29 protein-coding genes and 1 rRNA gene are annotated in these 26293 nt (G+C 30.9%); 23 read left to right on the forward strand and 7 right to left on the reverse strand.

Translation table 11 applies throughout. The annotated features are described in order from the left end of the window. Positions 1-92: ribosomal RNA gene (gene rrf / locus ACWI69_RS08710) — 5S ribosomal RNA — on the forward strand; the annotation flags it as partial. Between the two features lie 48 nt (positions 93-140). Here the strand turns inward: rrf and ACWI69_RS08715 are convergent. After that, positions 141-575, reverse strand: coding sequence for a MarR family winged helix-turn-helix transcriptional regulator (locus ACWI69_RS08715; RefSeq protein ID WP_448821455.1), 435 nt, complete (start codon positions 573-575; stop codon positions 141-143). Positions 576-751: 176 nt separating this feature from the next. Here ACWI69_RS08715 and ACWI69_RS08720 point away from each other — a divergent pair, with 176 nt between their 5' ends. From ACWI69_RS08720 to frr, 9 genes are all read left to right on the forward strand, one after another. After that, a complete protein-coding gene (locus ACWI69_RS08720) occupies positions 752-1015 on the forward strand; it encodes a hypothetical protein (RefSeq protein ID WP_448821456.1) in 264 nt (87 codons plus the stop codon). Positions 1016-1151: 136 nt separating this feature from the next. Further along, entirely contained in the window at positions 1152-1319 is a 168-nt protein-coding gene (locus tag ACWI69_RS08725; RefSeq protein WP_448821457.1) for a 4Fe-4S binding protein, read from the forward strand. A gap of 91 nt (positions 1320-1410) precedes the next feature. Then, the gene (locus tag ACWI69_RS08730) at positions 1411-4191 is read left to right on the forward strand and encodes a UvrD-helicase domain-containing protein (RefSeq protein WP_448821458.1); all 2781 of its coding nucleotides are present in this window, start codon (positions 1411-1413) and stop codon (positions 4189-4191) included. 26 nt (positions 4192-4217) lie between these two features. Next, positions 4218-5237 carry a 3-deoxy-7-phosphoheptulonate synthase gene (gene aroF, locus ACWI69_RS08735; protein ID WP_448821459.1) on the forward strand — a complete coding sequence of 340 codons (1020 nt, stop codon included), beginning with the start codon at positions 4218-4220 and terminating at the stop codon, positions 5235-5237. Next, on the forward strand, positions 5228-5959 hold the full coding sequence (gene pgeF / locus ACWI69_RS08740) for a peptidoglycan editing factor PgeF (protein WP_448821460.1): 732 nt from the start codon (positions 5228-5230) through the stop codon (positions 5957-5959). Before aroF ends, pgeF begins: the two co-directional genes overlap by 10 nt. A 113-nt stretch (positions 5960-6072) precedes the next feature. Next, positions 6073-6816 (forward strand): 30S ribosomal protein S2, encoded by a 744-nt coding sequence (gene rpsB / locus ACWI69_RS08745; protein WP_448821461.1) that lies wholly within the window; start codon positions 6073-6075, stop codon positions 6814-6816. 91 nt (positions 6817-6907) lie between these two features. Beyond that, positions 6908-7795, forward strand: coding sequence for a translation elongation factor Ts (gene tsf, locus ACWI69_RS08750; protein WP_448821462.1), 888 nt, complete (start codon positions 6908-6910; stop codon positions 7793-7795). Positions 7796-7870: 75 nt separating this feature from the next. Next, complete coding sequence (pyrH, locus tag ACWI69_RS08755) at positions 7871-8587, forward strand: UMP kinase (protein WP_448821463.1); 717 nt, start codon at positions 7871-7873, stop codon at positions 8585-8587. An 18-nt stretch (positions 8588-8605) separates the two neighbouring features. Continuing rightward, complete coding sequence (frr, locus tag ACWI69_RS08760) at positions 8606-9166, forward strand: ribosome recycling factor (protein ID WP_448821464.1); 561 nt, start codon at positions 8606-8608, stop codon at positions 9164-9166. A gap of 31 nt (positions 9167-9197) precedes the next feature. Here the strand turns inward: frr and ACWI69_RS08765 are convergent, their stop codons facing one another. The 3 genes from ACWI69_RS08765 to ACWI69_RS08775 are packed head-to-tail and all read right to left on the reverse strand — an operon-like array spanning position 9198 to position 11311. Then, positions 9198-9848: a molybdate ABC transporter permease subunit gene (locus ACWI69_RS08765; protein ID WP_448821465.1), complete on the reverse strand. Its 651-nt coding sequence runs from the start codon at positions 9846-9848 to the stop codon at positions 9198-9200. Further along, positions 9845-10504 (reverse strand): molybdate ABC transporter substrate-binding protein, encoded by a 660-nt coding sequence (gene modA / locus ACWI69_RS08770; protein WP_448821466.1) that lies wholly within the window; start codon positions 10502-10504, stop codon positions 9845-9847. The genes ACWI69_RS08765 and modA overlap by 4 nt, the downstream gene beginning before the upstream one ends. A 27-nt stretch (positions 10505-10531) precedes the next feature. After that, positions 10532-11311: a type III pantothenate kinase gene (locus tag ACWI69_RS08775; RefSeq protein ID WP_448821467.1), complete on the reverse strand. Its 780-nt coding sequence runs from the start codon at positions 11309-11311 to the stop codon at positions 10532-10534. Positions 11312-11437: 126 nt separating this feature from the next. On the opposite strand from ACWI69_RS08775, the gene ACWI69_RS08780 reads away from it, so the two are divergent. The 6 genes from ACWI69_RS08780 to ACWI69_RS08805 are packed head-to-tail and all read left to right on the forward strand — an operon-like array spanning position 11438 to position 17443. Then, positions 11438-12601, forward strand: a complete 1164-nt coding sequence (locus ACWI69_RS08780) for a nucleotidyltransferase (RefSeq protein ID WP_448821468.1) — start codon at positions 11438-11440, stop codon at positions 12599-12601. 7 nt (positions 12602-12608) lie between these two features. Next, entirely contained in the window at positions 12609-13814 is a 1206-nt protein-coding gene (locus tag ACWI69_RS08785; RefSeq protein ID WP_448821469.1) for a CCA tRNA nucleotidyltransferase, read from the forward strand. Continuing rightward, the gene (locus tag ACWI69_RS08790) at positions 13811-15103 is read left to right on the forward strand and encodes an MFS transporter (RefSeq protein WP_448821470.1); all 1293 of its coding nucleotides are present in this window, start codon (positions 13811-13813) and stop codon (positions 15101-15103) included. The genes ACWI69_RS08785 and ACWI69_RS08790 overlap by 4 nt, the downstream gene beginning before the upstream one ends. A gap of 9 nt (positions 15104-15112) precedes the next feature. Next, on the forward strand, positions 15113-16231 hold the full coding sequence (locus ACWI69_RS08795) for a ComEC/Rec2 family competence protein (RefSeq protein WP_448821471.1): 1119 nt from the start codon (positions 15113-15115) through the stop codon (positions 16229-16231). A gap of 32 nt (positions 16232-16263) precedes the next feature. After that, on the forward strand, positions 16264-16863 hold the full coding sequence (locus ACWI69_RS08800; RefSeq protein WP_448821472.1) for a site-2 protease family protein: 600 nt from the start codon (positions 16264-16266) through the stop codon (positions 16861-16863). A 4-nt stretch (positions 16864-16867) separates the two neighbouring features. Continuing rightward, on the forward strand, positions 16868-17443 hold the full coding sequence (locus tag ACWI69_RS08805; protein WP_448821473.1) for an IMPACT family protein: 576 nt from the start codon (positions 16868-16870) through the stop codon (positions 17441-17443). 17 nt (positions 17444-17460) lie between these two features. Here ACWI69_RS08805 and ACWI69_RS08810 read toward each other — a convergent pair whose 3' ends face one another. Both ACWI69_RS08810 and ACWI69_RS08815 read right to left on the reverse strand, forming a co-directional pair. Beyond that, positions 17461-18144, reverse strand: coding sequence for a TMEM164-related integral membrane acyltransferase (locus ACWI69_RS08810; RefSeq protein WP_448821474.1), 684 nt, complete (start codon positions 18142-18144; stop codon positions 17461-17463). A 17-nt stretch (positions 18145-18161) separates the two neighbouring features. Further along, positions 18162-18782, reverse strand: coding sequence for a ribonuclease H1 domain-containing protein (locus tag ACWI69_RS08815; protein ID WP_448821475.1), 621 nt, complete (start codon positions 18780-18782; stop codon positions 18162-18164). A 172-nt stretch (positions 18783-18954) separates the two neighbouring features. On the opposite strand from ACWI69_RS08815, the gene rpmE reads away from it, so the two are divergent. From rpmE to ACWI69_RS08840, 5 genes are all read left to right on the forward strand, one after another. Beyond that, positions 18955-19167 (forward strand): 50S ribosomal protein L31, encoded by a 213-nt coding sequence (gene rpmE / locus ACWI69_RS08820; protein ID WP_448821476.1) that lies wholly within the window; start codon positions 18955-18957, stop codon positions 19165-19167. A 56-nt stretch (positions 19168-19223) separates the two neighbouring features. After that, positions 19224-19847, forward strand: a complete 624-nt coding sequence (upp, locus tag ACWI69_RS08825) for a uracil phosphoribosyltransferase (protein WP_448821477.1) — start codon at positions 19224-19226, stop codon at positions 19845-19847. Positions 19848-19963: 116 nt separating this feature from the next. Next, positions 19964-20917 (forward strand): glycosyltransferase family 2 protein, encoded by a 954-nt coding sequence (locus tag ACWI69_RS08830; RefSeq protein WP_448821478.1) that lies wholly within the window; start codon positions 19964-19966, stop codon positions 20915-20917. A gap of 11 nt (positions 20918-20928) precedes the next feature. Beyond that, positions 20929-22020: a polysaccharide pyruvyl transferase family protein gene (locus ACWI69_RS08835; RefSeq protein WP_448821479.1), complete on the forward strand. Its 1092-nt coding sequence runs from the start codon at positions 20929-20931 to the stop codon at positions 22018-22020. 2 nt (positions 22021-22022) lie between these two features. Next, entirely contained in the window at positions 22023-23516 is a 1494-nt protein-coding gene (locus ACWI69_RS08840; RefSeq protein WP_448821480.1) for a lipopolysaccharide biosynthesis protein, read from the forward strand. A 4-nt stretch (positions 23517-23520) separates the two neighbouring features. On the opposite strand, the gene ACWI69_RS08845 is transcribed toward ACWI69_RS08840, so the two are convergent. Then, complete coding sequence (locus ACWI69_RS08845) at positions 23521-24069, reverse strand: DUF308 domain-containing protein (RefSeq protein ID WP_448821481.1); 549 nt, start codon at positions 24067-24069, stop codon at positions 23521-23523. 134 nt (positions 24070-24203) lie between these two features. Here ACWI69_RS08845 and ACWI69_RS08850 point away from each other — a divergent pair, with 134 nt between their 5' ends. Together ACWI69_RS08850 and ACWI69_RS08855 are read left to right on the forward strand one after the other, a co-directional pair. Then, a complete protein-coding gene (locus ACWI69_RS08850) occupies positions 24204-25394 on the forward strand; it encodes a pyridoxal phosphate-dependent aminotransferase (protein ID WP_448821482.1) in 1191 nt (396 codons plus the stop codon). Positions 25395-25613: 219 nt separating this feature from the next. Continuing rightward, on the forward strand, positions 25614-26293 hold a 680-nt coding region (locus ACWI69_RS08855; RefSeq protein WP_448821483.1), incomplete at its 3' end, for an RNA-guided endonuclease TnpB family protein.

Genomic DNA, 26293 nt, shown 5'->3' on the forward strand with positions numbered 1-26293 from the left:
CACCCAGTAACATTTCGAACCTGGAAGTTAAGCCCATAAACGCTGAAAGTACTTGGGGGGCAGCCCCCTGGGAGGATAGGAAGTTGCCAATCTTTTTTTATTTTTTGCAAATTTACCCAGAAAGTAAAAAAGAGAGATTCTTAGAGCTCTCTTTCATTTATTTCTTCAAGGCGAGTTTTTAATTTTTTTAATAGATTATTGAAAAAAAGGGACTCTTCATCTGTAAAAAGGTCTGAAAATTTTTTTTGTAAATCAGGAATAAAATCGTTAAGAAACTCAATCGCCTTTTTACCATCTTCAATTAAATACAATCCTTTTTTTCTTTTATCCAGTAATTTTTTTTCTATCAATCCCTTGTCTTCCAAGTTAGTGATATACTTTGTAACTAAAGATTTTTCAATTTTTCTCAATTTTGCTATTTCATACTGTGTTACTCCGGGATTGTCATGGATTAACCTTAAGTACATACTTTCTGTTTTAGTTATTTCTAATTCAGAAAGAAAGTTATCAAAAAGAAAGTTTATCTCTTTATTGATTGCAGATATAAGGAAAATAGAACCTTCGTCATTTTTCATAAAATCACCTCAATTTAATTATGTAAAACATATCTTATAATACCTTTTAATATGAAAAAAGTAAATGAAAAGGATGAAATATTCACATATGAATACATTATCTATTTTTTTGCTCTGAAATTAATTAAAATAAATACATAAAGAAAAAGAAATATGTTTTAAGAGGAGGAAAGAAAATGAAAAAATTTAGTTTAATGATGTTAGTAGGAACTTTATTAATAGGAAGTATAGCTTTTGCTGAAAGCGAAAAAGATTTTGATTACGAGAAAAATTTACAGAAAAGAGAAGCCATAGATCAAAAAAATATTGAAGCCTATTCAAAAAGAAATAAGGTTTCAATTCAAGAGGCTAGTAGAAAATATTATGAAAAAGTACAACAGGAGTTTAAAGATAATGATGAGATAAGAAATGAAATGGTAAAAGATAATTCAAAAAATTAAATTTAGCTTGTACCATGGTTTGATAACCAAACTTTTCAGAAAAAAATGTATTTTTTTCAATCAAATTATCTTGACTTTTTCCATTTAATTGGGTATAGTAGATACAGGAAACATAAAAAATCAGGAGGTATTTAGAATGTACGTAATAGATAAAGACACTTGTATTGGATGTGGAGCTTGTGAAGGAACTTGCCCAGTATCAGCAATATCAGCTGATTCTAATGGGAAATATGAAATTGGAGAGGCTTGTGTAGACTGTGGAGCTTGCGCAGGAGTTTGTCCAGTATCAGCAATAACAGCATAATTATTAACTTAAAGTTTAAAGCTTAGGTGTAAAACCTAAGCTTTATTTTTTTTTGTTTTTTTTGTATACTAAAATAAAAAGGACGGTTATTATGAAATTAAATTTAAGTCAAATGGAAGCTGTAGAAAATATTGATGGACCTCTACTTATAATAGCTGGTCCGGGTTCTGGAAAAACAAGAACATTGGTTGAACGAATGATTTATATGATAAAGGAAAAAAATATAAAACCGGAAGAGATATTAGTTTCAACTTTCACAGAAAGAGCGGCTAGAGAGTTGACAACAAGAATAGGAAATAGATTGAAGAATGAAAAAATATATCTACAAGGGTTGTATATAGGAACGCTTCACTCTATCTGTTTAAAAATTATAGATGAGAATATAGAGTTTTCAAATTTAAAAAAAGGATACAGGGTTCTTGACAATGTAGATCAAAAATTTTTTATTTTTTCTAAACTAAGATTTTTCAAAGAGATTGATGGCTTTAAAGAATTTTTTCGAAATAAGAGCTATTTAACAAATTGGAAAATAGGGGAAACGTTAGTGAAATGGTTCAATAAATTTAGTGAAGAGGGATTGGAATTAGCTGATGATAGCTTTCTGACGAAAAGTTATTCAACATATAAAGAGATTATCTTTCAGGAGAATGTTATTGATTTTTCTATGATTCAATGTGAGGCTTATAGAATTTTAAAAGAAAATGGAGATATTTTAAAAAAATTTCAAGATAGAATAAAATACACAATGATTGACGAATATCAAGATACCAATACCATACAGGAAAAGTTAATTTTTTTAATCGGTGGAGAAAATCAAAATATATGTGTAGTTGGGGATGATGATCAAGGGATATATAGATTTAGAGGAGCTACGATTAGAAACATACTTCAATTTGAGGGACGAGTTGGTAAAATATGTAAAATTGTTAAATTGGAAGTCAATTATAGGTCCGAAAAAGATATTGTCAATTTTTGTAAAGAGTGGATCGATAGCTTATATTGGGATGAATTTAGACTTTCAAAAGAGCTAGTGGTGCCAGAAGAGAAGAATATAGATAGAACACGAGTTGTAAAATTATCAGTAGAAAACTCTGAAAACAGATGGCAAGAAAGAATTGCCAATTTTTTAATTTTTATGAAAAATTCAAAAAAGATAACTGATTATAATCAAGTGGCTTTTCTATTTAGATCGGTAAGGAATAAAAAAATAATCTCTTTGGCACACTATTTAGAGTATAGAGGGATTGGGGTGTATTCTCCCAGATCCAATCTTTTTTTCAATAGAGAGGAAATCATATTAATTATAGGTATCTTTCTCTATATTTTATTGAGAGAGAATAGTAAAATTTATAACAATGAGTATAAATTGGAAATATTGGATTACTATAAAAAATGTTTAAATGTTCTAGAAAAAAAGATAAAAATCGATATGGATTTAAAACAGGAAGTAGAAGCTATAAAAAGTGAATATGAAAATATTGTTAAAGATGAAGGAAATCTTTTGACTCTATATTACAAAGTTATAGCGTTGAAATGTTTTAAGAAGATCTTTGAGAATCAAGAAAATAGTGTTCTAGAAAATAGAGCTTTATATAATTTGGGGATATTTTCTAAAATTATTGAAAAAGCAGATAAAATTTCTAAGATTCAAAAGTTAAATAATGAAAATATAGTGAAAGTTGGAGATTATCTTTTTACAATGCATCTGAAATTTTTAAAGCAGAATGGTGTGGATGAATATGAGGATATAAAGGAGTATGCACCTAAAGGTGCAGTTTCGTTTCTAACGATACATCAATCCAAGGGTTTGGAGTTTCCTATTGTTATAGTGGGTTCTTTGGAGAGTGTTCCAGAAGGAGACAGAGATGAAGAGGAGGAGCTTTTGAAAAGATATATTTCTTATAATGACTTTGAACCTGAATATAGAATCAAGGATTTTGATTTTTGGAGATTATACTATACAGCCTTTTCGAGAGCTAAAAATTTATTGATATTGAGTTGTGTTGAAAGTAATAAAGGAAAAAGACAGATACCATCACTGCCGTTTAAACGAGTATATGAAACAATTCCAGATATTTTATCTGGCGAGTTAGATTTTTCAGAGCTCAATATAGAAAATACAAGCGTTATAGATATAAAAGATAGTTACTCCTACACAGGAGACCTATTGAAATATAAGGAGTGTCCATATAGATATAAATTAAATAAAATTTATGACTTTCAGAGAAAAAAAACTGTTGAAAATTTTTATGGAACTTTAATTCATGAGAGTTTTGAATATATAAATCTTTCAATAGTGAACAATAGAAATTTAACGGTTGAAGATATAGAGAGCAGATATTATTCAGATTATGAAGCGATGAAAAAGAAAGAAAATTTATTTTTAGACAAAGAGATTTTAAAAAGAGGACTGGAACAAGTTTTGAAATATTATAATAGTGACTTGATGGGAATGAAGATTGTAGATGTGGAGAAAAGCCTCTTTATATTTAGACAGAGATATACGATTGAAGGAAAATTAGATTTAGTTGTAGAGGATGGAGAGAGCCTAAAGGTCATAGATTTTAAGACAGGATCAGATAGTTTAGATGAGGAGAGTTTGAAAAACTATATATCTCAAATAAAACTATATTGTTATCTATTATCAATGAATAGTGAAAAGAGAGTTTCAGGAGGATATATATATTTTGTAAAAAATGAAAATAGAATTGAAATACCTTATATTTTAGGAGACGAAGAACAAATTTTAAAAGATTTCGATTTTATAGCAGAACGGATATCTAACGGTATATTTTCAGAAAAAAGATTATCCGAAGAAAAATGTTTAAAATGTGAATTTAAAAAGCACTGTTTTGGTATAAATATGATATAATAATAATAAAAAATTAGGTGATAGAAATGTATGTAGTGTTAAATAAAAGTGCTACATCTGAAGAAATCTTAGAGTTGAAGAGATTTATACAAAAAACAGGTCACGGAGCTTTAGAGATTTTAGATGGTAGTGTAAGAAAAATAGGTATAATGGGAAAAAAAGAGGGTTTAGGAAAAGAGGAGTTAAAAAAATTTTCAATAGTTAAAGATGTTGTTAAAATAGGAAAACCTTTTAAATTTGTGAGCAGAGAGTTTAAAAAAGAGGATACGGTTATAGATATAAAAGGTAGAAAAATAGGTGGAACAGATTTAGTTTTGATGGCAGGACCATGTTCGGTTGAAAGCAAAGAGATGATGATGGAGACTGCTAGAGTTGTAAAAGCCAATGGAGGAGAGTTTTTAAGAGGTGGAGCGTTTAAACCAAGGACATCACCATACGATTTTCAAGGACTGGGTGAAGAGGGTTTAAAGTATATGAGAGAAGCGTGTGATAAATATAATCTTTTGATGGTAACAGAGGTGATGGACACTAGGGATATAGAGTTAATAGATAAGTATACAGATATATTTCAAGTTGGAGCCAGAAATATGCAAAACTTTAGTCTCTTGAAAGAGCTGGGGAAAACAGATAAGCCGATTCTTTTAAAAAGAGGATTAAGTGCAACAATAAAAGAGTTTTTAATGGCAGCAGAGTATATAGTTGCTTTTGGAAATGAGAGAGTTATTCTTTGCGAAAGAGGAATCAGAACTTTTGAAGTTGCGACTAGAAACACAGTTGATGTAAATGGAATTGCTCTTTTAAAGGAAAAGTCCCATCTTCCAATTATAATAGATGCGAGTCATGGAACAGGAAAAAGGTCTTTGGTTGAGCCAGTTACACTGGGTTGTATATTAGCAGGAGCGGACGGTGCAATGGTAGAGATTCATCAAAATCCAATTTGTGCACTATCGGATGGGGAGCAAAGTTTAAATTTTGAAGAGTTTGAAGTTCTATGTGGAAAATTAAAGAAGACAATTGAGTTTAAAGAGAGTCTAAGATGTTTATAGATAGAGAGTTTTACTATGAACTTGAAGAATTTTCAAAGTTAGGAATAAAAGCTATATATACAACTAAAAACCTTGGAGATATAAAAAAAGAAGAGGATAGAAAAAAAATAATATCTCTATTGGGGATAGCGGAGAAAAATATATATTCAGGATTACAAACACACTCGTCAAACATTGTAGTCATAGATGAAAAGATAATGAATTATTCAGAGAATACAGATGGATTTATAACACAAAGGCAGGATGTAGTTATATTTACAAAATACGCGGATTGTTTGCCAATATACATATATGATGAGGTAAATAAAGCTTTTGGATGTGTACATTCAGGTTGGGTCGGAAGTTTTGAAAATATCGGTTTAAAGGCTATTAACTTGATGGTAGAAAGATTTGATAGCAGAGTTGAAAATATTATAGTGGCATTTGGGATAGGGATATCCTCTGAAAACTATGAAGTTTCTAGGGAGTTCTATTCAAAATTTAAAGAAAAATTTAAAGAGAGACTTTTGGAGAAAGTTTTTTTAAAAAAAGGAGAAAAATATTATTTCGATAACCAACAATTTAATTATAATCTTATGAAAGAGATAGGAATACAAGAAAAAAATATTATAACTAATGATTTATGTACATATAGAGATAATTTTCATTCTCATAGAAGAGAGAAGGAAAAGGCAGGAAGAAATGGAGCTTATATATTTATTGACAAAAATAGAAAAAAGTGATACAATAATTTGCTAATAAAATGCACATTGATTATTTCTAGACAGGGTGCCCTTAGGGGATGTTTAGTTTTGAGATCAGTGGAAGAAATAACCAAAATTAGGAGGAATTAAAAATGGCAGTAATTACTATGAAACAATTACTTGAAGCTGGAGTTCACTTTGGACACCAAGCTAAGAGATGGAACCCAAAGATGTCTAAGTACATCTTCACAGAGAGAAACGGAATCCACGTAATCGATTTACACAAATCTTTAAAGAAAATTGAGGAAGCTTATGCTGTAATGAGAGAAATTTCAGCTAACGGTGGAAAAGTTTTATTCGTAGGAACTAAAAAACAAGCTCAAGAAGCTGTAAAAGATCAAGCTGAAAGATCAGGAATGTACTATGTAAACAACAGATGGTTAGGTGGAATGTTAACAAACTACAAGACTATCCAGACTAGAGTAGAAAGATTAAAAGAGTTAGAGAGAATGGAAGCTGATGGAACGCTAGATACAGCTTACACTAAGAAAGAGGCTGCTAACTTCAGAAAAGAGTTAGTAAAACTTTCTAAAAACTTATCAGGAATTAAAGATATGAAAGAAGTTCCAGCTGCTATATTTGTAGTAGACGTTAAGAAAGAGACTCTAGCAGTAGTTGAAGCTGCTAAATTAGGAATACCTGTATTCGCTATGATCGATACAAATGTGGATCCAGATTTAGTAACTTATCCAATCCCTGCAAATGATGACGCTATCAGATCAGTAAAGTTAATCGCTTCTGTAATGGCTAACGCTATCATTGAAGGAAACCAAGGAAAAGAGAATGCTGAAGTTGCAACTGATGAGATTGTAATTGAAGAGGGATCAGCTGAGTAATAAATACTTGAATTTAATGGAATTGAGTGCCTAGCCCTCAATTCCTTGTACTATATAGATATGTAGAGATTCTAAAAATTAGGAGGAAAAAATGGCAGAGATTACAGCAAAATTAGTAAAAGAACTAAGAGATAGAACTGGTGCTGGAATGATGGATTGTAAAAAAGCATTGGGAGAAACAGACGGAGATATCGAAAAAGCGATAGACTTACTAAGAGAGAAAGGAATCGCTAAAGCTGCTAAAAAATCAGGAAGAACAGCTGCAGAGGGATTAATATTCGAGGGTGTTTCTGCTGATAATAAAACAGCGGTAGTATTAGAGTTCAACTCTGAAACAGATTTCGTTGCTAAAAATGATGAATTTAAGGCTTTAGGAGCAAAAATGGTAGAGATCGCTTTAAGACCAGAGATCAAAACTGTTGAAGATTTAAAAGCTGCTGAAATTGATGGAGTTACAGTTGAAACAACAATAACTAACTTAATTGCAAAAATCGGAGAGAATATGTCTCTAAGAAGATTTGAAAAAGTAACTACTGAAGGGTTTGTAACTACTTACAACCACTTAGGAGGAAAATTAGGAGTTATCGTTGAGATGACTGGGGAAGCGACAGAGGCTAATATAACTAAAGCTAAGGATATCGCAATGCACGTAGCAGCTATGGATCCTAAATATGTTGATAGATCGGTTGTAACAACAGACGATTTAGAGAGAGAGAAGGAGATTTCTAGAAAGCAATTAGAAGCTGAAGGAAAACCAGCTCAAATTATTGAGAAAATCTTAGTTGGAAAAATGAACAAATTCTATGAGGACAACTGTTTAGTTGACCAAATTTTCGTAAAAGCTGAAAACAAAGAGACAGTTGCAGAGTACGCAGGAGATATTAAAGTAGTTTCTTTCGCTAGATACAAAGTTGGAGAGGGAATTGAAAAAGAAGAAGTAGATTTCGCAGCAGAGGTTGCAGCTCAACTTAACGCGTAATACAACAAAGTATAGGGGTGCGACTTAGCACCCCCTTTTTTTAAGCTAAATATGAGAATAGAGGAGAGTTTTGAGATGAAGCCAATTTATAATAGAATTCTATTAAAATTAAGTGGTGAAGCTTTAATGGGAGACCAAGAATTTGGAATCTCTTCAGAGACAATCACTTCATATGCTAGACAAATAAAGGAAATAGCAGATTTAGGAGTAGAGGTAGGAATAGTTATCGGTGGTGGTAATATATTTAGAGGATTGTCTGGAACTGAACAAGGAATAGATAGAGTAACTGGAGATCATATGGGTATGTTAGCAACAGTTATAAACTCATTGGCTCTTCAAAACGCAATTGAACTATTAGGTGTACCTACAAGAGTACAAACAGCAATTGAAATTCCAAAAGTGGCAGAACCTTTTATAAAAAGAAGAGCTCAAAGACACTTGGAAAAAGGTAGAGTTGTAATATTTGGAGGTGGAACGGGGAACCCTTATTTCACAACAGATACAGCAGCAGCTCTTAGAGCAATAGAAATCAATGCGGATGTTGTAATAAAAGCGACTAAAGTTGATGGAATCTATGATAAGGATCCTGTAAAATTTGCTGATGCCAAAAAATATACAGAAGTAACTTATACAGAGGTATTAAATAAAGATTTAAAAGTTATGGATGCAACTGCAATCTCACTATGTAGAGAGAATAAGTTACCAATAGTTGTATTTGATTCGTTGACAGAGGGAAATATAAAAAGGGTAATTCTTGGTGAAGAGATAGGAACAACTGTAATAAATGGATAATAATTTTAGGAGGGTAAAATGAACGCACAAGTAATAATGAATGATTGTAAAGATAAAATGAACAAAGCTATCGAGTCTACAAAGCATAAGTTTGCATCAATAAGAGCAGGTAGAGCTAATGTTTCAATGTTGGATGGAATCAAAATAGAGAAGTATGGATCATTGATGCCACTGAATCAAGTTGGAACAGTATCAGCTCCAGAAGCTAGGTTATTAGTAATCGATCCTTGGGATAAATCGGTTATACCTACAATAGAAAAGGCTATAATGACTTCAAACTTAGGATTAACTCCAAACAATGATGGAAAAGTTATTAGATTAATGATTCCAGAGCTAACTGCAGATAGAAGAAAAGAGTATGTAAAATTTGCAAAGTCTGAAGCTGAAAATGGAAAAGTTGCAGTTAGAAATATCAGAAAAGATATGAACAATCATTTGAGAAAATTAGAGAAAGATGGAGAGATAACTGAGGACGATTTAAAAAGATATGAAGATGAAGTTCAAAAGTTAACAGATACAACAATTAAAACAATCGATCAACTTCTAGCTCTAAAAGAGAAAGAGATTACAACTGTATAGTGATAGGAAATATGATATAAAAAAAGAGAGCTTAGCTCTCTTTTTTTGTAAGTAAAATGTATAGTATCAAAAATAAGCCACTAAAAAGTAGTAAAAGCACCAAGACTTTATTGGCAGAAGAGTAGTTTCCCGATTCGATAGCTGAATACAGTGCCAAAGGTAAAGTTTGAGTTCTACCGGGGATGTTTCCAGCGATTAAAATAGTTGCCCCGAACTCTCCGAAAGCTCGTCCAATCCCTAATATAACGCCTGAAAAAACTTTTCTAAAACTTAGGGGTAGATAGACATATCTAAGCATATTCAATCCAGAAATCCCCAAGCATTGTGCAGTTTCTATATAAGTTTTGTCAATAGTATCAAAACCAACTTTAACTCCTTGGTAGATTATGGGCAAAGAGACAACAATTGCCGCAATAGCAGCTCCCTCAAACGAAAATATAAATCTAAAATCAAAAAGATTGTAAAAAATTTTTCCGATAGTGCTGTTTTTTCCTAAGAAAATAATCAACATATAACCAATAACAGAGGGGGGAAGAAAAATGGGTAGAGTAACTATGAATTCTGTAATTTTTTTTAAAGTTTTTTTATTATCAAAGGAAAAATAAAGAGCTATACTGAAAGAAAGGTTGAAAAATAGAGAGAGAAAAACTATCGCTAGGGACAGTTTTAAAGGTGAAATCATTCCCAGTCTTTTCCTCTTAAAAATTCTAAGAATTTCTCAGAATCCTCTTTATTTTTACTCGTTTTTGAAATTCCAATTGAGTATTCAATCGGTCTATGAAGTTCTTTTGGAAAAATTTCAACAATTTTTGAATTTTTTAGAAGTTTTGCATCAGTTAAATAAACAATCCCAAAATCAGCCTCTCCCAGTTCAACATATGAAAGAACACTTCTAACATCCTTTCCATACACTAGAGTGTAGTTTTTCAATGGAAGATTGCCTAAAACCTCAGTTGCATATCTTCCAGCGGGAACGGATTGAGGATCACCAATAGCTAAAATTCCGCTGTCAGAAGGTGAGTTGTTATTTTTTATTAAAACTAAAGAGTTTTCTAAAAGGACCTCTTCATCAACTAAATAGTTTTTATTTTTCAAATCAACCATGTAATCTCTATCAGCTAAAAAGATGATGTCAACATCTCCTCCCTGCTCAAACTGCCTTTTTAAAGTTCCAGAACCACCCAAATTCAAAGAGATATTTAAGTCTGGGTCCACAAGTTTATACTCCTGGATATTTTTTTCCAAAAATTCCTTTAAAGATGCTGCACCACTTATTAAAAGCTCCTTGGCAAAAATGGATTGAACCAAAATAATAAAAATAAAAATACCTTTTTTCATAAAGCCCCCTTGAAATTTTTTATTTGTTTATTTATTTAATGGCTTATTCATTTGGTAAAGTGTATAAAGACCTCTGATACTCAGTTCAGGACAATATTCATCAATCTCTTGGATCTCTGCAAAAAGAATTTTTCCAAGACCACCTGTGGCGATTACATATGGATTAGGAACAAGTTTTTTAATTTCATGTATAATATTTTTTAGTTGTCCAGCATATCCATAAAAAATTCCAGCTTGAATTTGTTCAGCTGTATTTTTTCCAAGTACACTTTCTGGAGTACTAAATTTAACTTTAGGAAGTTTAGCAGTATTCCCAAATAAAGCATTGATGGACATCTCTATTCCCGGTAAAATTCCTCCCCCAATATAGACTCCATCTTTTAAAACTTCATATGTAGTAGCAGTTCCAAGGTCGAAAATCACAAGATTTCTATTTGGATAATCAATTACAGCTTGGGCGATATCAATTATTCTATCAGCTCCAAAGCCATTGACTTGAAGATCCTCAGCAAATGAAAATGGAAGATTCAAATTCAAATCTATAATCATAGGCTCAATCTTAAAATATTTTCTTCCTAAAAATTGAAATATACCTATCAAATTAGGAACAACTGAAGAGATAACAATTCCATTTAATTTTTTGATTTCGATAGCATTAAAATCACATATATTTTTTAAGTATGAAAAGTACTCATCCTCAGTTAATTTTTCATTTGAAGATACTCTAAAGCTGAGTAATACCTCTCCTTTTGGATCAAGTAAACCAGTAACAATATGGGTATTTCCAATATCTACAGCTAAAAGCATGTAATCACCGCCTAATAAAAATTTAGATAATTCATATTATAAACTATATTTAAAAAAATGCAAATTTTTCTCGGATAAATTATTTAAATGAATTATAATAGAATAAATACAGTGTGAGGTGTTTATATGAAAAAATCAGTAGGAATAGTTGTAGAGTATAATCCCTTCCATAATGGGCATAAATACCACTGTTTAAGAGCTAAAGAGTATGGCGATATAGTTATTGCAGTTATGAGTGGAGATTATGTCCAAAGAGGGGAACCAGCATTTATAGATAGATGGAGTAGAGCAGAATTAGCTTTAAAAAACGGTATTGATATAGTGGTGGAGCTACCAGTGTTTTATTCGACCCAAAGTGCCGAGATATTTGCTAGAGGAGCGGTGGGAATACTAAATCTGCTGAATGTAGAGAGGATAGTTTTTGGGTCTGAAACTGGAGATAGTGAAAAACTTATTAAAAGAGGAGAGTTAGAGGAGCAAGAGGAGTTTAAAACAGAGCTAAAAAAACAGTTGAAAGAGGGACACTCCTATCCAACTGCCTATTCAAATACTTTAACCACACTGAATATCAAAGATGAATTGGAGTCCAATGATATCTTAGGAGTTGAATACATTAAAGCTTTAAAGTTTTGGAAGAGTAAAATAGAAGCGGTAGCTGTAAAAAGAGAAAAAAGTGGGTATTATTCAGAGGACATAAGAGATGGAATCGCTAGTGCTACTGGGATTAGAAAAAAAATTCAATCTGGGGAGGAGATAAAGGATGTTGTTCCAAGGGATACGTATGAAGTGTTGAAAGAGAGTTTGGAGAGGAATAGATTTGCAAAACTCCAGAGTTTTTATCCCCTTATAAGACATAGAATACTTTTAGAAAAGAAAAATTTACATAAAATTCAGGATATAGAGCAAGGGTATGAGAATAGATTATATGAAGCTGCTGTCTCTTGTAAAGATTTTGAAGGTTTTTTTGAGAAGATAAAAAGCAAGAGATACACTCAGGGAAGAGTTCAGAGAGTTTTAATTCATATTTTGTTAGGAATAGAAAAGAAGCAGACAGAAAGAGTGAAAGAAAAAATTCCCTATATAAGAGTTCTAGGATTTACAAAAGATGGACAAAATTATTTAAAAAAATTAAAAAATGAAGAGATAAAAATTTTGACTTCATTAAAAAATATACAAAAATCTTTAGATAAAGAGGCATTGGACTTATTAGAGCAAAATGAGATAGCCAGTAAAATATATGCAATGATAAATCCGTATGAAGATAGAAAAATACCCATAATTATAAAGTAGAGGTACTATGGAAAGAGTAAGATTGACAGAGGATATAAAAAATATTTTAGATATTTTAAATACTTATGGTAAGGGGTATGTTGTAGGAGGCTATATAAGAGACTACCTTCTTGGATTAAAACCGAAAGATTGTGATTTTTGTACAGATATTGAGTACTCAAAATTAAAAGATATCTTTAAGGATTATTCACCGAAGGAGATTGGAAAAGCTTTTGGGATAATTCAAATAGTTTATCGAGGAAAAAGTTATGAAATAGCTAGATTAAGAAAGGATGTATCCTTTACAACTTTTAGGAATATAACCGAAATAGAGTTCATACGGGATATTTATGAGGATTTGAAAAGAAGGGATTTCACAGTTAATGCGATAGCTTACGACGGAAGCAATTTAATCTATCCATCAGTAAGAGAAAAAGAGGATATAAAAAATAGGGTACTTAGATTTGTAGGGGATGGTAGAAGAAGAGTGAAGGAGGACCCTCTAAGGATACTAAGAGGAGTAAGAATCGCAGGGGAAAAAAATTTATATATATTGGAGTCAACAAAAATTGCAATAAAAGAGTGTAAAAGTGAGATAAAAAGAGTATCGCTTGAAAGAGTTCAAGATGAATTCTTTAAGATACTAAGAGGAGAGAATTCAAGTGAATCTTTTAGACTTTTATATGAATTGGGTATTTTTGAGGAGTTGTTTCCAAAGACAAATAAAAGTATCAGTCTAAAAAATATGCTGGAGGATATGAATAAAATAGATGAGATTTTTTTGTCAGAGGAATGCCTAATACCAAAGCTAATAATTATATTTTATGAAAATGAAGTGGAGTTAAATTTGTTAAAATTAGACAATAAAAGTAAAAAATCAATTTTAAACATAATTAAGAGCTTAAAAAAAAGAAAAGATATTTGTAGTAAATACGAGATGAAAAAAATGATTGGAATTATGGGAATAAAGGATTTTGAAAGTGCATTGAAAATAGAGGGGCTAAGAGTAGATATATCTTCAAAAAAAGAGTGGTTCAATGAAATTACATCCAATGGTGAGCCTATTTTTTTAAAAGACCTCTCTATTTCAGGTAAAGATATATTGGAGTTAGGAATAAAAGATGGAAAGAAAATAAAAGAACTTTTAAATAGATCTTTGGATATAGTTTTGAAAAATCCTAAATTGAATAGAAAAGAATATTTACTAGAATTGGTAGAGGAGGAAAAGATTTGAAACAGAGAATACCTTTAGAAACACAGATATTTTATGGAGTGGGAGTGAGCTACGCCATTGTGGATCAAATATTTGCACAGTGGATACTATACTTTTATCTTCCACCAGAAAATTCGGGACTTAAACCTTTTTTGACCCCAGTTTTAATTTCATTAGCATTGGCTATTTCTAGAGTTGTAGATATGATTTCAGACCCAGTGGTTGGATATATGTCGGATAAATTTAATAGCAGATGGGGAAGGCGAATTCCATTTATCGCCGTAGGAGCTATTCCACTGGGCATAACAACGGTGGCATTTTTTTATCCTCCAATGGTGAGTGAAGCGGGAACATTTATTTATTTGGCACTGGTGGGATCGTTATTTTTTACTTTTTATACAGTTGTAGGAGCACCATACAACGCTTTAATACCAGAGATAGGTGAAAATTCTGAAGAGAGGTTGAATCTCTCCACATGGCAATCGGTTTTTAGATTGTTGTACAGTGCAATTGCAATGATTTTACCCGGAGTTTTAATCAAGTATTTTGGACATGGGAATACTTTAGTAGGAATCAGAGGAATGGTTATATCTTTGAGTGTTCTATGTGTTTTAGGGCTATATGTAACTGTATTTTTAGTTCCAGAAAAAAAATACTCAAGACCTATCGAGCACGTTGGAAATATAAAAGATATTTTAAAAGAGGTAATAAAAGATAGAGATTTTAAGAATTATCTTCTGGGACTATTATTTTTCTTTGTAGGATTTAACTCTTTAAGAGCTATGATGAACTATTACGTTGAAGATATAATGGGATATGGGAAAGAAACAATAACTATTGCATCAGCTCTATTATTCGGGGCATCAGCTTTATTTTTTTATCCTGTAAATAAACTATCTCGAAAATTTGGATACAGAAAAATCATGCTGGCTTCTTTAGTCGGTTTGATATTATTAACAGTAGCTTTAGCACTGCTGGGAAGAGTTATACCTGTAAAGTATGGATTTTTAATATTCGCACTTTTAGGAATACCGATATCAGGGGCAGCATTTATATTTCCACCAGCAATGATGAGTGATATAAGTGAAAAAATAAGCAAAAGAATAAATAATAGAATTGAAGGTGTTTGTTTTGGAATTCAAGGATTTTTCTTAAAAATGGCATTTTTAGTGTCAATAGTGGTATTACCGTTGATGCTAGTTTTAAGAGGAAGTGGAGAGGTGACAAAGTTTGGAATATATTCGTCGGCAATATTTTCAGCGATATCCTTTGTAATCTCATATATATTTTATTTTAAATACAATGAATAGGAGGGGGCATTGAAAAAAACAGAGATTGGGGCATTAATTTTAATTTTTGCCTCAATTTTCTTTTTTAGGCTGTATTTGACAACCTTTAAAGAGAGAGTTGAGATAGGGGATATCGTTGAAGTCAGTGGGAGAGTGGATGCAGGGAGGGGAAAAATTGAAAATATAAATGGTAAATATCCGAGAGAAAATATGTATTTTACAGTGAATAGAGTGGAGGATGGGGAGAAAATTATTTTAGGTGAAGTACAAAAGATAGAACGTTCTAAATGGGGAGTCCAGTATAGAATAGAAAGGGAAGAGATAGAAGAAAAAAGAGATATATTGAAAGAGTTTTTTATAAAAAAAATTAAGGTATTAAGTGAGAATTACTCTCTTGATTTGGAACATTTTTTGAGAGCGACAATTTTAGGAGAGGGATATTTACTCGGAGAAGAGATAAAAGAGAGCTTTAGATACACAGGAACAGCTCATCTTCTAGTAATATCTGGGTTACACATAGGTATAATTATAGCTGGAATATCATTTTTACTATTAAAATTAAATATTTCCAAAAGAAAACGATATATATTAGTTATGATTGTTTTGACATTATATGTCCTTTCTGTGGGTAAATCGCCATCAGTATTTCGAGCATATATAATGGGTGCAATCTATTTATTGGGAAATATTTTATATGAGAAGATAGATAGTAAAAAAAGTTTTATGATAGCTTTTTGTGGCTCGCTTTTAATTTTTCCTACTTGGATTTACTCCATATCTTTTTGGATGTCATATATAGCAGCATTTTCTATAATTTTTGTCTATGAAAAAATTCCTAAGATAAGGAGATATAAAAATGAATATTTGAATAAAGTCTTAAATACGTTATTGATGACTTTGATAATTCAAATTTGCATGACCCCAATTTTTTTCGTATATTTTAATACTATTCCTTTGTTTTCAATTTTTAGTAACATGATTATAATTCCAATAGCATCAGTTTTTATTATGACCAGTTTTATGACAATATTTTTATCAAACTTTTATTTAGATTTCTTAACAATAGAATTAGTAAATTACACATATATAATTTTAATAAAAAGTGTCCAACTACTGAGTGAAATTCCGTATTTGACTTTAGAATTATAGTTGTGTTAAGCTATTTACATGAGGTGATGGAAATGATTGTTTTAAAAGTTATAATTTTACTATTTTGCTTGGTGATACATGAATTAGCTCATGGATATATGGCATTATTCTGTGGAGATAAAACTGCCCAATATTCTGGGAGATTGTCTTTAAACCCGTTGAAACACTTAGACCCTATAGGGACATTGATACCAATTTTTATGCTGTTAAGTGGTTCTAATTTCATAATTGGTTGGGCTAAACCAGTGCCTGTAAATTATTTTGCTTTTAGGAATGGAAGAATTGGGGAGTTTCTAGTTTCAATTGCGGGAGTTTTAACAAATTATCTCTTGATGATAGTAGGGGCGATTTTAATAAAATATGGATTAATCCCATTTAACAGTATATCAATCTATTTCATAATAATAAATATGGCTTTGGGAACATTCAATCTTTTACCGATTCCACCATTAGATGGGTCTAGAGTTCTGGCTTCGTTTTTAACTGGTGAAGATAGAGTGAGGATATTTAGCTTGGATACATATGGTATTTTATTTATAGTAGTGTTGAGCTACTTTGGAGTTTTGGATAAAATGATGTCTCCCATATACAATATTTTAGTGAGATTTATAGATATAATAATTAGGAGTTAGATTGATGAAAAGTATAAAAAAGGCAGTAAGAATAGAGTTTGAAGAGAAAAAATCAAAATTTATAGGATATGCTAAGCCAATTTCTACGAAAGAGGAGGCTGAAGATTTTATAGATATGATTAGGGAGATGCACCCAGATGCTACTCATAATTGTACTGTTTATAGAGTTATTGACAATGGGCAAGAGTACTTTAAGGCTGATGACGACGGTGAACCGAGCGGAACAGCTGGAAAACCTATGGGTGAGATATTGACTTATATGGAAGTTAATAATGTAGTGGTAGTGGCAACAAGATATTTTGGAGGGATAAAACTAGGAGCTGGAGGATTGGTAAGAAATTACGCTAAAACTGCAAAATTAGCAATTCTAGAGGGCGAAGTTGTAGAGTTTATAGAAAGAGTTGAATGTCTATTGGATTTTTCTTATGAGAGAATAAATGAAGTGGAGACCTTGTTGATAAATGGAAATGAAGAGTTATTAAACAAAGATTTTAATGAGCGTGTGACATATAGAGTGAAAGTTTCTAATGAAACATTGGAGAAGTTAAAAGAGATTAAAGATATATTGGTAATAATGTAAAAACAGGTAGAATTTCTCTACCTGTTTACTTTTATTTTATAGTCTTTTTTTTTGAATAGAAATAGCAAAAGTAAAGTTAAGGTGATATAGGCAAACTCGACTACGATTATATAGTAGGGCCACTCTCCAAAATAGTTGAGAGGTGAGGAGAACGTGGGCTTTCTATTGATGTAGAGATAGTTTGTTCCAAGAACTGTATTTATAAAATAAACCCCAGCTGCAATAATATTTAAACCAATGAAAGAACCTGTCCAAGACTCCAAAGAGGGTCTCAATTTAAAAATTTTATACTCCACTATGGCAATAAAAATTATGTAGAAATGTGTTGAGAAAAAGCTTATATTGAAGAAATGAGGGAACGTTTCTCTCACTTCAGGTGTCAGTAGAGCAAAAACAGCTCCGAGAGACCAGAAAAAGGTTGCATATAAAAAAGGTGTGAACCTAAATATGGACCCAAATATTGCAAATATAAGCGTTATGTTACAAAGGTGTAATGGAAGCAATTGGTACCATGCTTCACCAATCAGTTTGTATTTAATAAAAATTTCACCGCATTTGATTAATAGGACGGCAAAGGAGATAATTCTCACAATTTTTTTTGGTTGTGGGTTATGTGCAACCCCAAAATAAAGAAATAGAAAAAGTAGTGAATAACCCAAAAGATAAAAAAGATGTAATTTACTAAATAGTTCAAACTCCATATATTATTCCTCCCAATTTATTTGTGAAAACCTAAATCTGCAGGGTTAATATCCCCAGAAACGTGTTGAATAGTTCCGCCTAAACTTTCAAATTTCACTCTTTTTTCAGTGGTTTTCTTAATAAGGTCTATAGTTTTTTCATTTAGTGACGTTTTATTATAATGCCCTTTGGACCAATAATCAATAATTAATTTACTATCACCAAAAATTTTAAAATTCCGCTTTCTTAAAGCTATATCGATAGCTAAAAAGATACCTATCAATTCTCCATAATTATTGGTACTACCTTGTGGAGCGAGATAATTGCCAAATTCATTTATCATTTTTTCGGGCATAATATCGTCCAGTAGAGAAACTCCAAAACGGTTGGTAACTCTGACTTCGACTCCTATCCCTCTTCCAGTTCCAGCGTCAAAATAGATACCATCCTCTAAGTTATTTTTAGCTTCTTGAATTTTTAATTTCCTATCCTCATATAATCCACCATTTTTTAACCATTCTTTGGCTTCAGCTTCGGTCTTAAAGGACTTATAACGAGCATTTTTTCCCAAGGTAGCACTTTGGCACTCAGACCAAGAAGTGACAATTTTTGAGTAATTTTCTTTATCTATAATAAAAGCGTAGTATTTTGTAGCCATAACTCTCCCTCTAAAGTTTTATACTATTCTATCATAAATTTAAAAAAAATAAAAAGGAAAGAGAGTAAAATAGTAAAAAACTTTGAACCACCAGTAAAAAAATGTTGCAAAAGTTGAAAAATTGTGATAAAATCTTTACGATAAATAGAGAGATTTTAGGAAGGTGAAATTAATGAGAAAAGGAATTCATCCAAATTACAAAGTAATAACTGTTGATTGTACGTGTGGAAACAAATTCGAAACAAGATCAACTTTAGCAAAGGGAGACGAGCTTAAAATAGCTGTTTGTTCAAACTGTCACCCATTCTACACAGGAAAAGCTAAGTTCGTAGACGCAGCTGGAAGAGTAGAGCAATTCAATAAGAAGTTTGGATTAAAGAAATAAGAAAACGGGACTATGTCCTGTTTTTTTTTAAAAAAATATAAACTAGGGAGGTTAAAATGGCTGTAATAGAAATAAATCATCCACTAATACAACATAAATTAACATTGTTAAGAAATAAAAATACGGATACAAAATCATTTAGAGAAAACTTAAATGAGATATCAAAATTGATGACTTATGAGGTGACAAAAAATTTAGTTTTAGATGAGATTGAAGTTGAAACTCCTCTGATGAAAACGACTGGATATACACTTGGAACGAATATTGCGGTTGTGCCTATATTGAGAGCTGGATTAGGGATGGTAGATGGAATAGTGTCGTTAATTCCAACAGCAAAAATAGGGCATATAGGGGTTTATAGAGATGAAGAAACTCTACAACCTGTTTATTACTACTGTAAACTTCCAGTAGATGTTCAAAACAAGCAAGTGATATTAGTTGATCCAATGTTGGCAACTGGTGGATCGGCAATATATGCAATAGACTATTTGAAAAATGCTGGAGTAAAAAACATAGTGTTTATGTGCTTAGTAGCTGCACCAGAAGGTATAGCAAAAGTTTTACAAACGCATCCAGATGTGGCAATCTATACAGCAAAAATAGATCAAGGATTGGATGCAAATGGGTATATCTATCCTGGATTGGGAGATTGTGGAGATAGAATATTTGGAACAAAGTAGTAAGAAAAGCTGAACTCGATTCAGCTTTTTTTGTTTACTAAGGTGTAAAATTATTTGAATTATTAGATATATCATTATATAATTTAAAACAAAGTTAAGAGTAAAAGGAGAGCTAGATGTTAAGTGTTATAATTCCAGCTTATAATGTTGAAAAATATATTGAAAGATGTCTAAATTCTCTTTTAGATCAGAACTTAAAAGAGATTGAGATAATAGTTATAGATGATGGATCAACAGATAAAACATCTGAGATTTGTCTGGAAATATCCAAAAATAATAAAAATATAGTATATAGAAAAGTAAAAAATGGTGGATGTAGTTTTGCTAGAAATCTCGGAATATCAATGGCTAAGGGAAAGTACATAGCTTTTTTAGATTCGGATGATTGGGTAGACAAAGAGATGTATATGGATATGGTAGAAAAAGCCGAAGAGAAACGAGCAGATGTTGTTATATGTGGATTTAAAAAGTTAAATGAAAATATGGAGATTCTCTCGGAAGTTAGAATTTTTGAAAAAAAAAGCAAAGATGAGTATACAGATTGTACGACGGAGTGGTTTGCATCCCCGTGTAATAAAATATATAGAAGAGAGATTTTAGAAAATAATAACATCAAATTTTTACTAGATATCTATACTGGTGAGGATATGTTCTTTAATTTTGTCACTTTTTTTTACAGCGAGAATATAGTTTCAATAGATAAACCCTATTATAACTATTTTATGAACCAAAATTCAGTTTCAAATAATTATAAGAATAGGATAGATATCTACAGTGTTATAAGAGCGTTAATCTCTTTTTATAAGCGAAATGGAGTGTATGAGGAGAATATAAATAAAGTTAGGGAATGTTTTAAATATCATGGTATAATGTATCCCTTTGATGTGCTTCAAAGATTGAGTGAAAACAAAGTGAAAAATTGGAAAAATTTTTATTTAAAGATAAAAGAGGAGATAGATAGTTTAAAAGAGATAGAGACCGTAGATATAAAAATATGTTATTACTACAGAGTTTTTAGACTAAAAATGATGTGGCTTAAACGAGTAAAAAAACTGTTAACAATAAAATAGGGTGAGGGATAGTGAAAAAAATATTAATAAAAGCATATGCACAGTTAAATTTAGGAGATGATCTTTTTATAAAGATGCTTTGTGAAAGATATAAGGATACAGAGTTTTATCTTTTTGCCACTCCTGAATATGAAAACTTAAAAGGGATTGAGACAAATAACTTGAAAATTTTATATAATGACACTTTTGCAAAAAAGATATTGTTTCGTCTAGGGAGAAAATTTGGAGTTTCAAATATATTGGAGGATTTAAAAGCAAAAGAGTTAGATGGGGTTGTCAATATAGGGGGATCAATTTTTATAGAAAATGACTTCTCAGAAGAAGATTTTAAAATTAGAAAAAGAAATCTGGAGTTTGGAAAAAATTATTTTATTTTAGGAGCAAATTTTGGTCCCTATAGGAGTGAAAATTTCAAAAATATGTATCATGAATTTTTTAAAGAGTGTAAAGATGTATGTTTTAGAGAAAAGTATTCATATGAACTTTTTAAAGATTTAGAAAATATAAGATTTGGAAAAGATATAGTTTTTAGCTTAAAGCAAGATGTAGAGGTAAAAGGGGACTATGTTTTATTTTCTATAATATTGCCATCAGCTAGACGGGGATTTTCAGGAATAGAATCAGAGTACTTTAATAGACTAAAAACACTGACTTTAGATATTATAAAAAGTGGAAAAAAAGTTAAATTTATGTCTTTTTGTCAAGGAGAAAAAGATGAGGAGGCAATAAAGAGATTACTGAATATGATACCGAATGAACAGCATAAGTATATCTCTAAATACTTTTATAGAGGAGATATGAATGAAGCATTGGAAATATTAAATAGAGCAGATAGTGTTGTAGCAACAAGATTCCATGCAATGATATTGGGATTTGCTCTTAAAAAACCTGTTTTTCCAATAGCGTATAGTAAAAAAATGACGAATGTTTTAGAAGATTTAGAATTTAAACAAAACTATGCTTCTTTAGAGAACTTGCAGGGATTGAGTTTTGAAAAATTTAAAGAAAATAAGGCGTTGCCCACAGATATTCTTATAAAAGCAGCCCAAGATGGAGAGCAACATTTTTTGAAATTAGACAATTTTTTAAATGAGCAGGGGTGAACATGGCTAGAAATGAACTGAAAATAGGAACAGCTCTTTCAATGATGACAATAGTTGTAAGCTCAATCATTCAAATTCTGTATACACCTCTATACATGAGATATTTAGGGCAAGAGGACTATGGAATAAATTCATTGGTTCAATCGATAATGGGATATATAGCTATTTTGAATTTGGGATTGGGGAATACAATGCTTAGATATACAACGAGATATCGAGCTGAGGGAAAAATAGAAGAGGAAAAATCCTTGAATGGAATGTTTTTAGTGATTTTTTCTATTTTAATGTTGATAGCTTTTATTATAGGTGTTTACATCTATGTAAATATAGGAGAGTTTTTTGGGGAAAGATTTACAGTACAGGAGCTTGAAAAAACAAAAGCAGTATTTGTAATTTTAGCTTTAAATGTGATTATATCTTTTCCAATGGGTGTGTTTTCTACCAATATAACATCTAAGGAAAAATTTTTATATCAAAGAGGTATAAAGCTTTTGACGATAATATTAAATCCAATTGTAGGAGCAATTCTGATGATGAACGGATTTGGGCTGATAGCAGTGACTATTGCTACGGTATGTTTTGCTATTCTCTCCTATCTGTTTGATATAATATATGCCTTTAAATTGGGAATGAAAATAAAATTTTCCAAATTTAATAATGATATTTTAAAAGAGATATTTATATATTCATTTTTTATTTTTTTAAATGTTTTAATAGATCAAGTTTATTGGGGGACAGATAGGGTTATAATAGGAAAATATGTTGGGGTTCAAGGAATTGCAATATATTCTGTAGGTGCGATTTTTAATACTCTCTATATGGGATTTGCCTCAGCTGTTTCAGGAGTTTTATTTCCAAGAATAAATAGATTGATAGTGGAAGAAAAGCATGAAGAAATAGATGAAATGTTTCTGAAAATAGGAAGATTACAATATATTCTTTTGGGGCTGATATCTTCTGGATTTATATTATTTGGAAAAGATTTCATAATTTTATGGGTTGGAAAACAGTATATTGAGGCGTATAGTATAGCGTTGTGGATAATGATTCCTCTGACAGTTCCTTTAATTCAGAGTACTGGTGTGAGTATAATGCAAGCCAAAAATATGCACCAGTTCAGGTCTGTGGTTTATTTTGTAATAGCTATTTTAAATGTAATTTTTAGTATTATTTTTGTAAAAAAAGTGGGAGCGATAGGGTGTGCGATAGCCACAGGTCTTTCCTTCATTTTAGGACAAATAATAGTTATGAATATCTATTATAAAGTTTCAGTAAAATTGGATATAGTTAAGTTTTGGAAAAACATTTTTAAGATGTCGATACCGATAATGATTGTAATGATATTTGGGTATATTTTAAATATATATATAGAGGAGGTCAGCTATTTAAACTTTTTAGTAAAAGTAGCATTTTACAGTATAGCTTATGGAATATTACTTTGGTTTATGGGCTTGAATAACTATGAAAAATCTCAGATTTATATATGGAAAAAGTGATGTATTAAACATCACTTTTTTTGTTGTTGATATACTCCTCTGTTAAAAAATGGATTCCTAAAAATAGGATATACCATCCAAAAACAACATAGACAGCTTTATCAGCTAATAAAGGTAGTATTATGATTAAAGAGCCAAATAAAAAGTGTAAAAGACCTTTTATAATAACTAAAACCTTCACTTTAGCGTTAGTACTTTCCCAAGACGTAAGTTTGTTATCCCTACCTAAGATTAAAACCAAACCTTTTAAGCAAAGAAGTCCTCCGATATAACTTGTAAAAAATAGTTGACTAGTAAAAGTATTTAAAAGAACAACTGCTACGGATAGAAGCTCCACCACTCCTTCACCCAGAACAAGACCCCAATGGAAGTATGGAGTTTTTCGGTTAGTCATAGAATAGAAAATATGATATATACCATTTAAAAATAGGATAATACTTATAATATATTCTATATTTTTATTAAAAAATCCAATGTTGCTAATTCCAAGAGCACCTATTAAAACATAAAAAATCCCCAGTGTTAAGAAAATTGATTTTAGTTTTATTGCCATGATAAATCTCTCCTTATTAAAGAATAGTTAATAATTGAATTATATCAGAGTTTAAGGAACACTTCAATTAAAAAAACTTCACATTGAGCTAAGAGATTGATATAATATAAAAAAGGTTTTTGTAGGAGGGACAGATGTTTTCAAAAAATATACAAAATTTAAAAACATCTCCAGTGAGAGAGTTAATACCATATTCAAAAAAAGCTAGAGAGGCTGGTATAGATATAATACACTTAAATATCGGTCAGCCAGATTTAGAAACTCCAAAGGAGTTTTTTCAAGCAATAGAAAATTTTGGAGAGAAAACAATAGCGTATTCAGATTCATCCGGGAGAAAAGAGTTGATAGATTCAGTACAAAAGTACTATAAAGGTTTAGGGATGAGTTATGAAACTGATGAAATATTGATAACCGCTGGAGGAAGCGAAGCACTACTTTTTACATTGATGACACTTTTTAATGCGGGCGAAGAAGTTTTAATTCCTGAACCATACTATGCAAATTACAATAGTTTTTTTGCTATGTTAGGAATAAAAGTTATAGGAATACCCACAAAATTTGAAGGAAATTTTAAGCTCCCAGAAAAGCATATAATTGAAAACTTAATTACAGAAAGAACAAAGGCTATAATGTTTTCAAATCCTGGAAATCCTACAGGTGCAGTTTATTCGAAAGAGGAGTTGTTGATGTTAAATGAGATTTCAAAAGATAGAAATCTATTTTTAATAAGTGATGAAGTTTATAGAGAGTTTATCTATGACGGTAAGGATACGGTTAGTTGTGGAACTTTTGTGGACAATTTAGAAAGAGTAATACTTATAGATTCAATTTCAAAAAGGTTTTCAACTTGTGGGGCAAGAGTAGGAACTATATTGAATAAAAATAAAGAGTTTATGGGATACATTTTGAAGTTGTGCCAATCAAGATTATCTATATCAACGCTTGATATGGTTGGAGCAGAGGCACTATATAGATGTATGGGTGAAAACTACTATAAAGCTGTTAATCAAAAATATATGGAGAGAAGGAATTTTTTATATGAAGGATTGAGTAAAATAGAGGGAGTGACATTGAACAGACCAGAGGGAGCGTTCTATTGTATTGTGGAGTTACCTGTAAAAGATGCAACAGATTTTTCTAAATGGTTGCTGGGAGAGTTCTCGTATGATAATTCAACAGTTATGTTAGCACCAGCAAAAGGTTTTTACCAGAATGAAGAATTAGGAATGAATAAAGTTAGAATATCATATGCTTTAGAATTAGATAGCTTGGAAAAAGCTATTAAGATAATAGAGATTGGCTTGAAAGAGTATAATAGTAGATAAAAAAACTGACTAAAAAACCTAAAAATAAGGTTTTTTGGTCAGTTTTATCAAAACGCCCTGAGAAAACCTCTTCCTCTATTAGGGAGAGGATGAATCAGGGCAATCTTTTTAGTTTTTAGTTCCTTTAATCGAATATATAGCTTAATAATTTCTATTGATTTTTTCTAAAATATGGTATAATCAGACCACATAAATTTTAATTTTAAGGAGGTGAAAACTGTGAAGACGTATAACTTAGCTTTTAAATATAGAATCTATCCTAATGAAACTCAAGCGAATACAATTAATCAAACTTTTGGTTGCACTAGACTTGTGTATAACAGATTCTTAGCTCAGAGAAAAGAAGTGTATGAGACAGAGAAAAAATCTGTAACCTACAATACTCAAGCTAAAGAGCTTGTACCGCTTAAACTTGAATTACCATTCTTGAAAGAGGTTGATTCAATCGCATTACAACAAGCACTCAAAAATTTAGAAACTGCATATAAGAATTTTTTTCAAAAGCATACCGCATTTCCTAAATTTAAATCTAAAAGGTCAACTAGAAAATCATATAATACAGTATCTACAAGTAATAATATTAGAGTTGAAGGAAATTTTCTAAAACTTCCAAAGCTAGGTTTAGTTAAAATTAAACTTCATAGACAGATACCTCAAAATTATGTAATTAAATCAGCTACCGTTAGTCAAGAACCTAACGGTGCTTATTATGTTTCTTTACTAACTGAATTTGAAAAGGATATTAAAGAAGTTCCAAGCGATAACAATATTGTTGGACTTGATTTTGCTATGTCTGAACTTTTTGTTAGCTCCGATAACCAAAGAGCTGACTATCCTAGATTTTTTAGAAAGTTAGAAACTAAACTTGTTAAAGCTCAAAGAGAATTATCAAGAAAAGT

Source organism: Cetobacterium sp., from assembly GCF_977044495.1.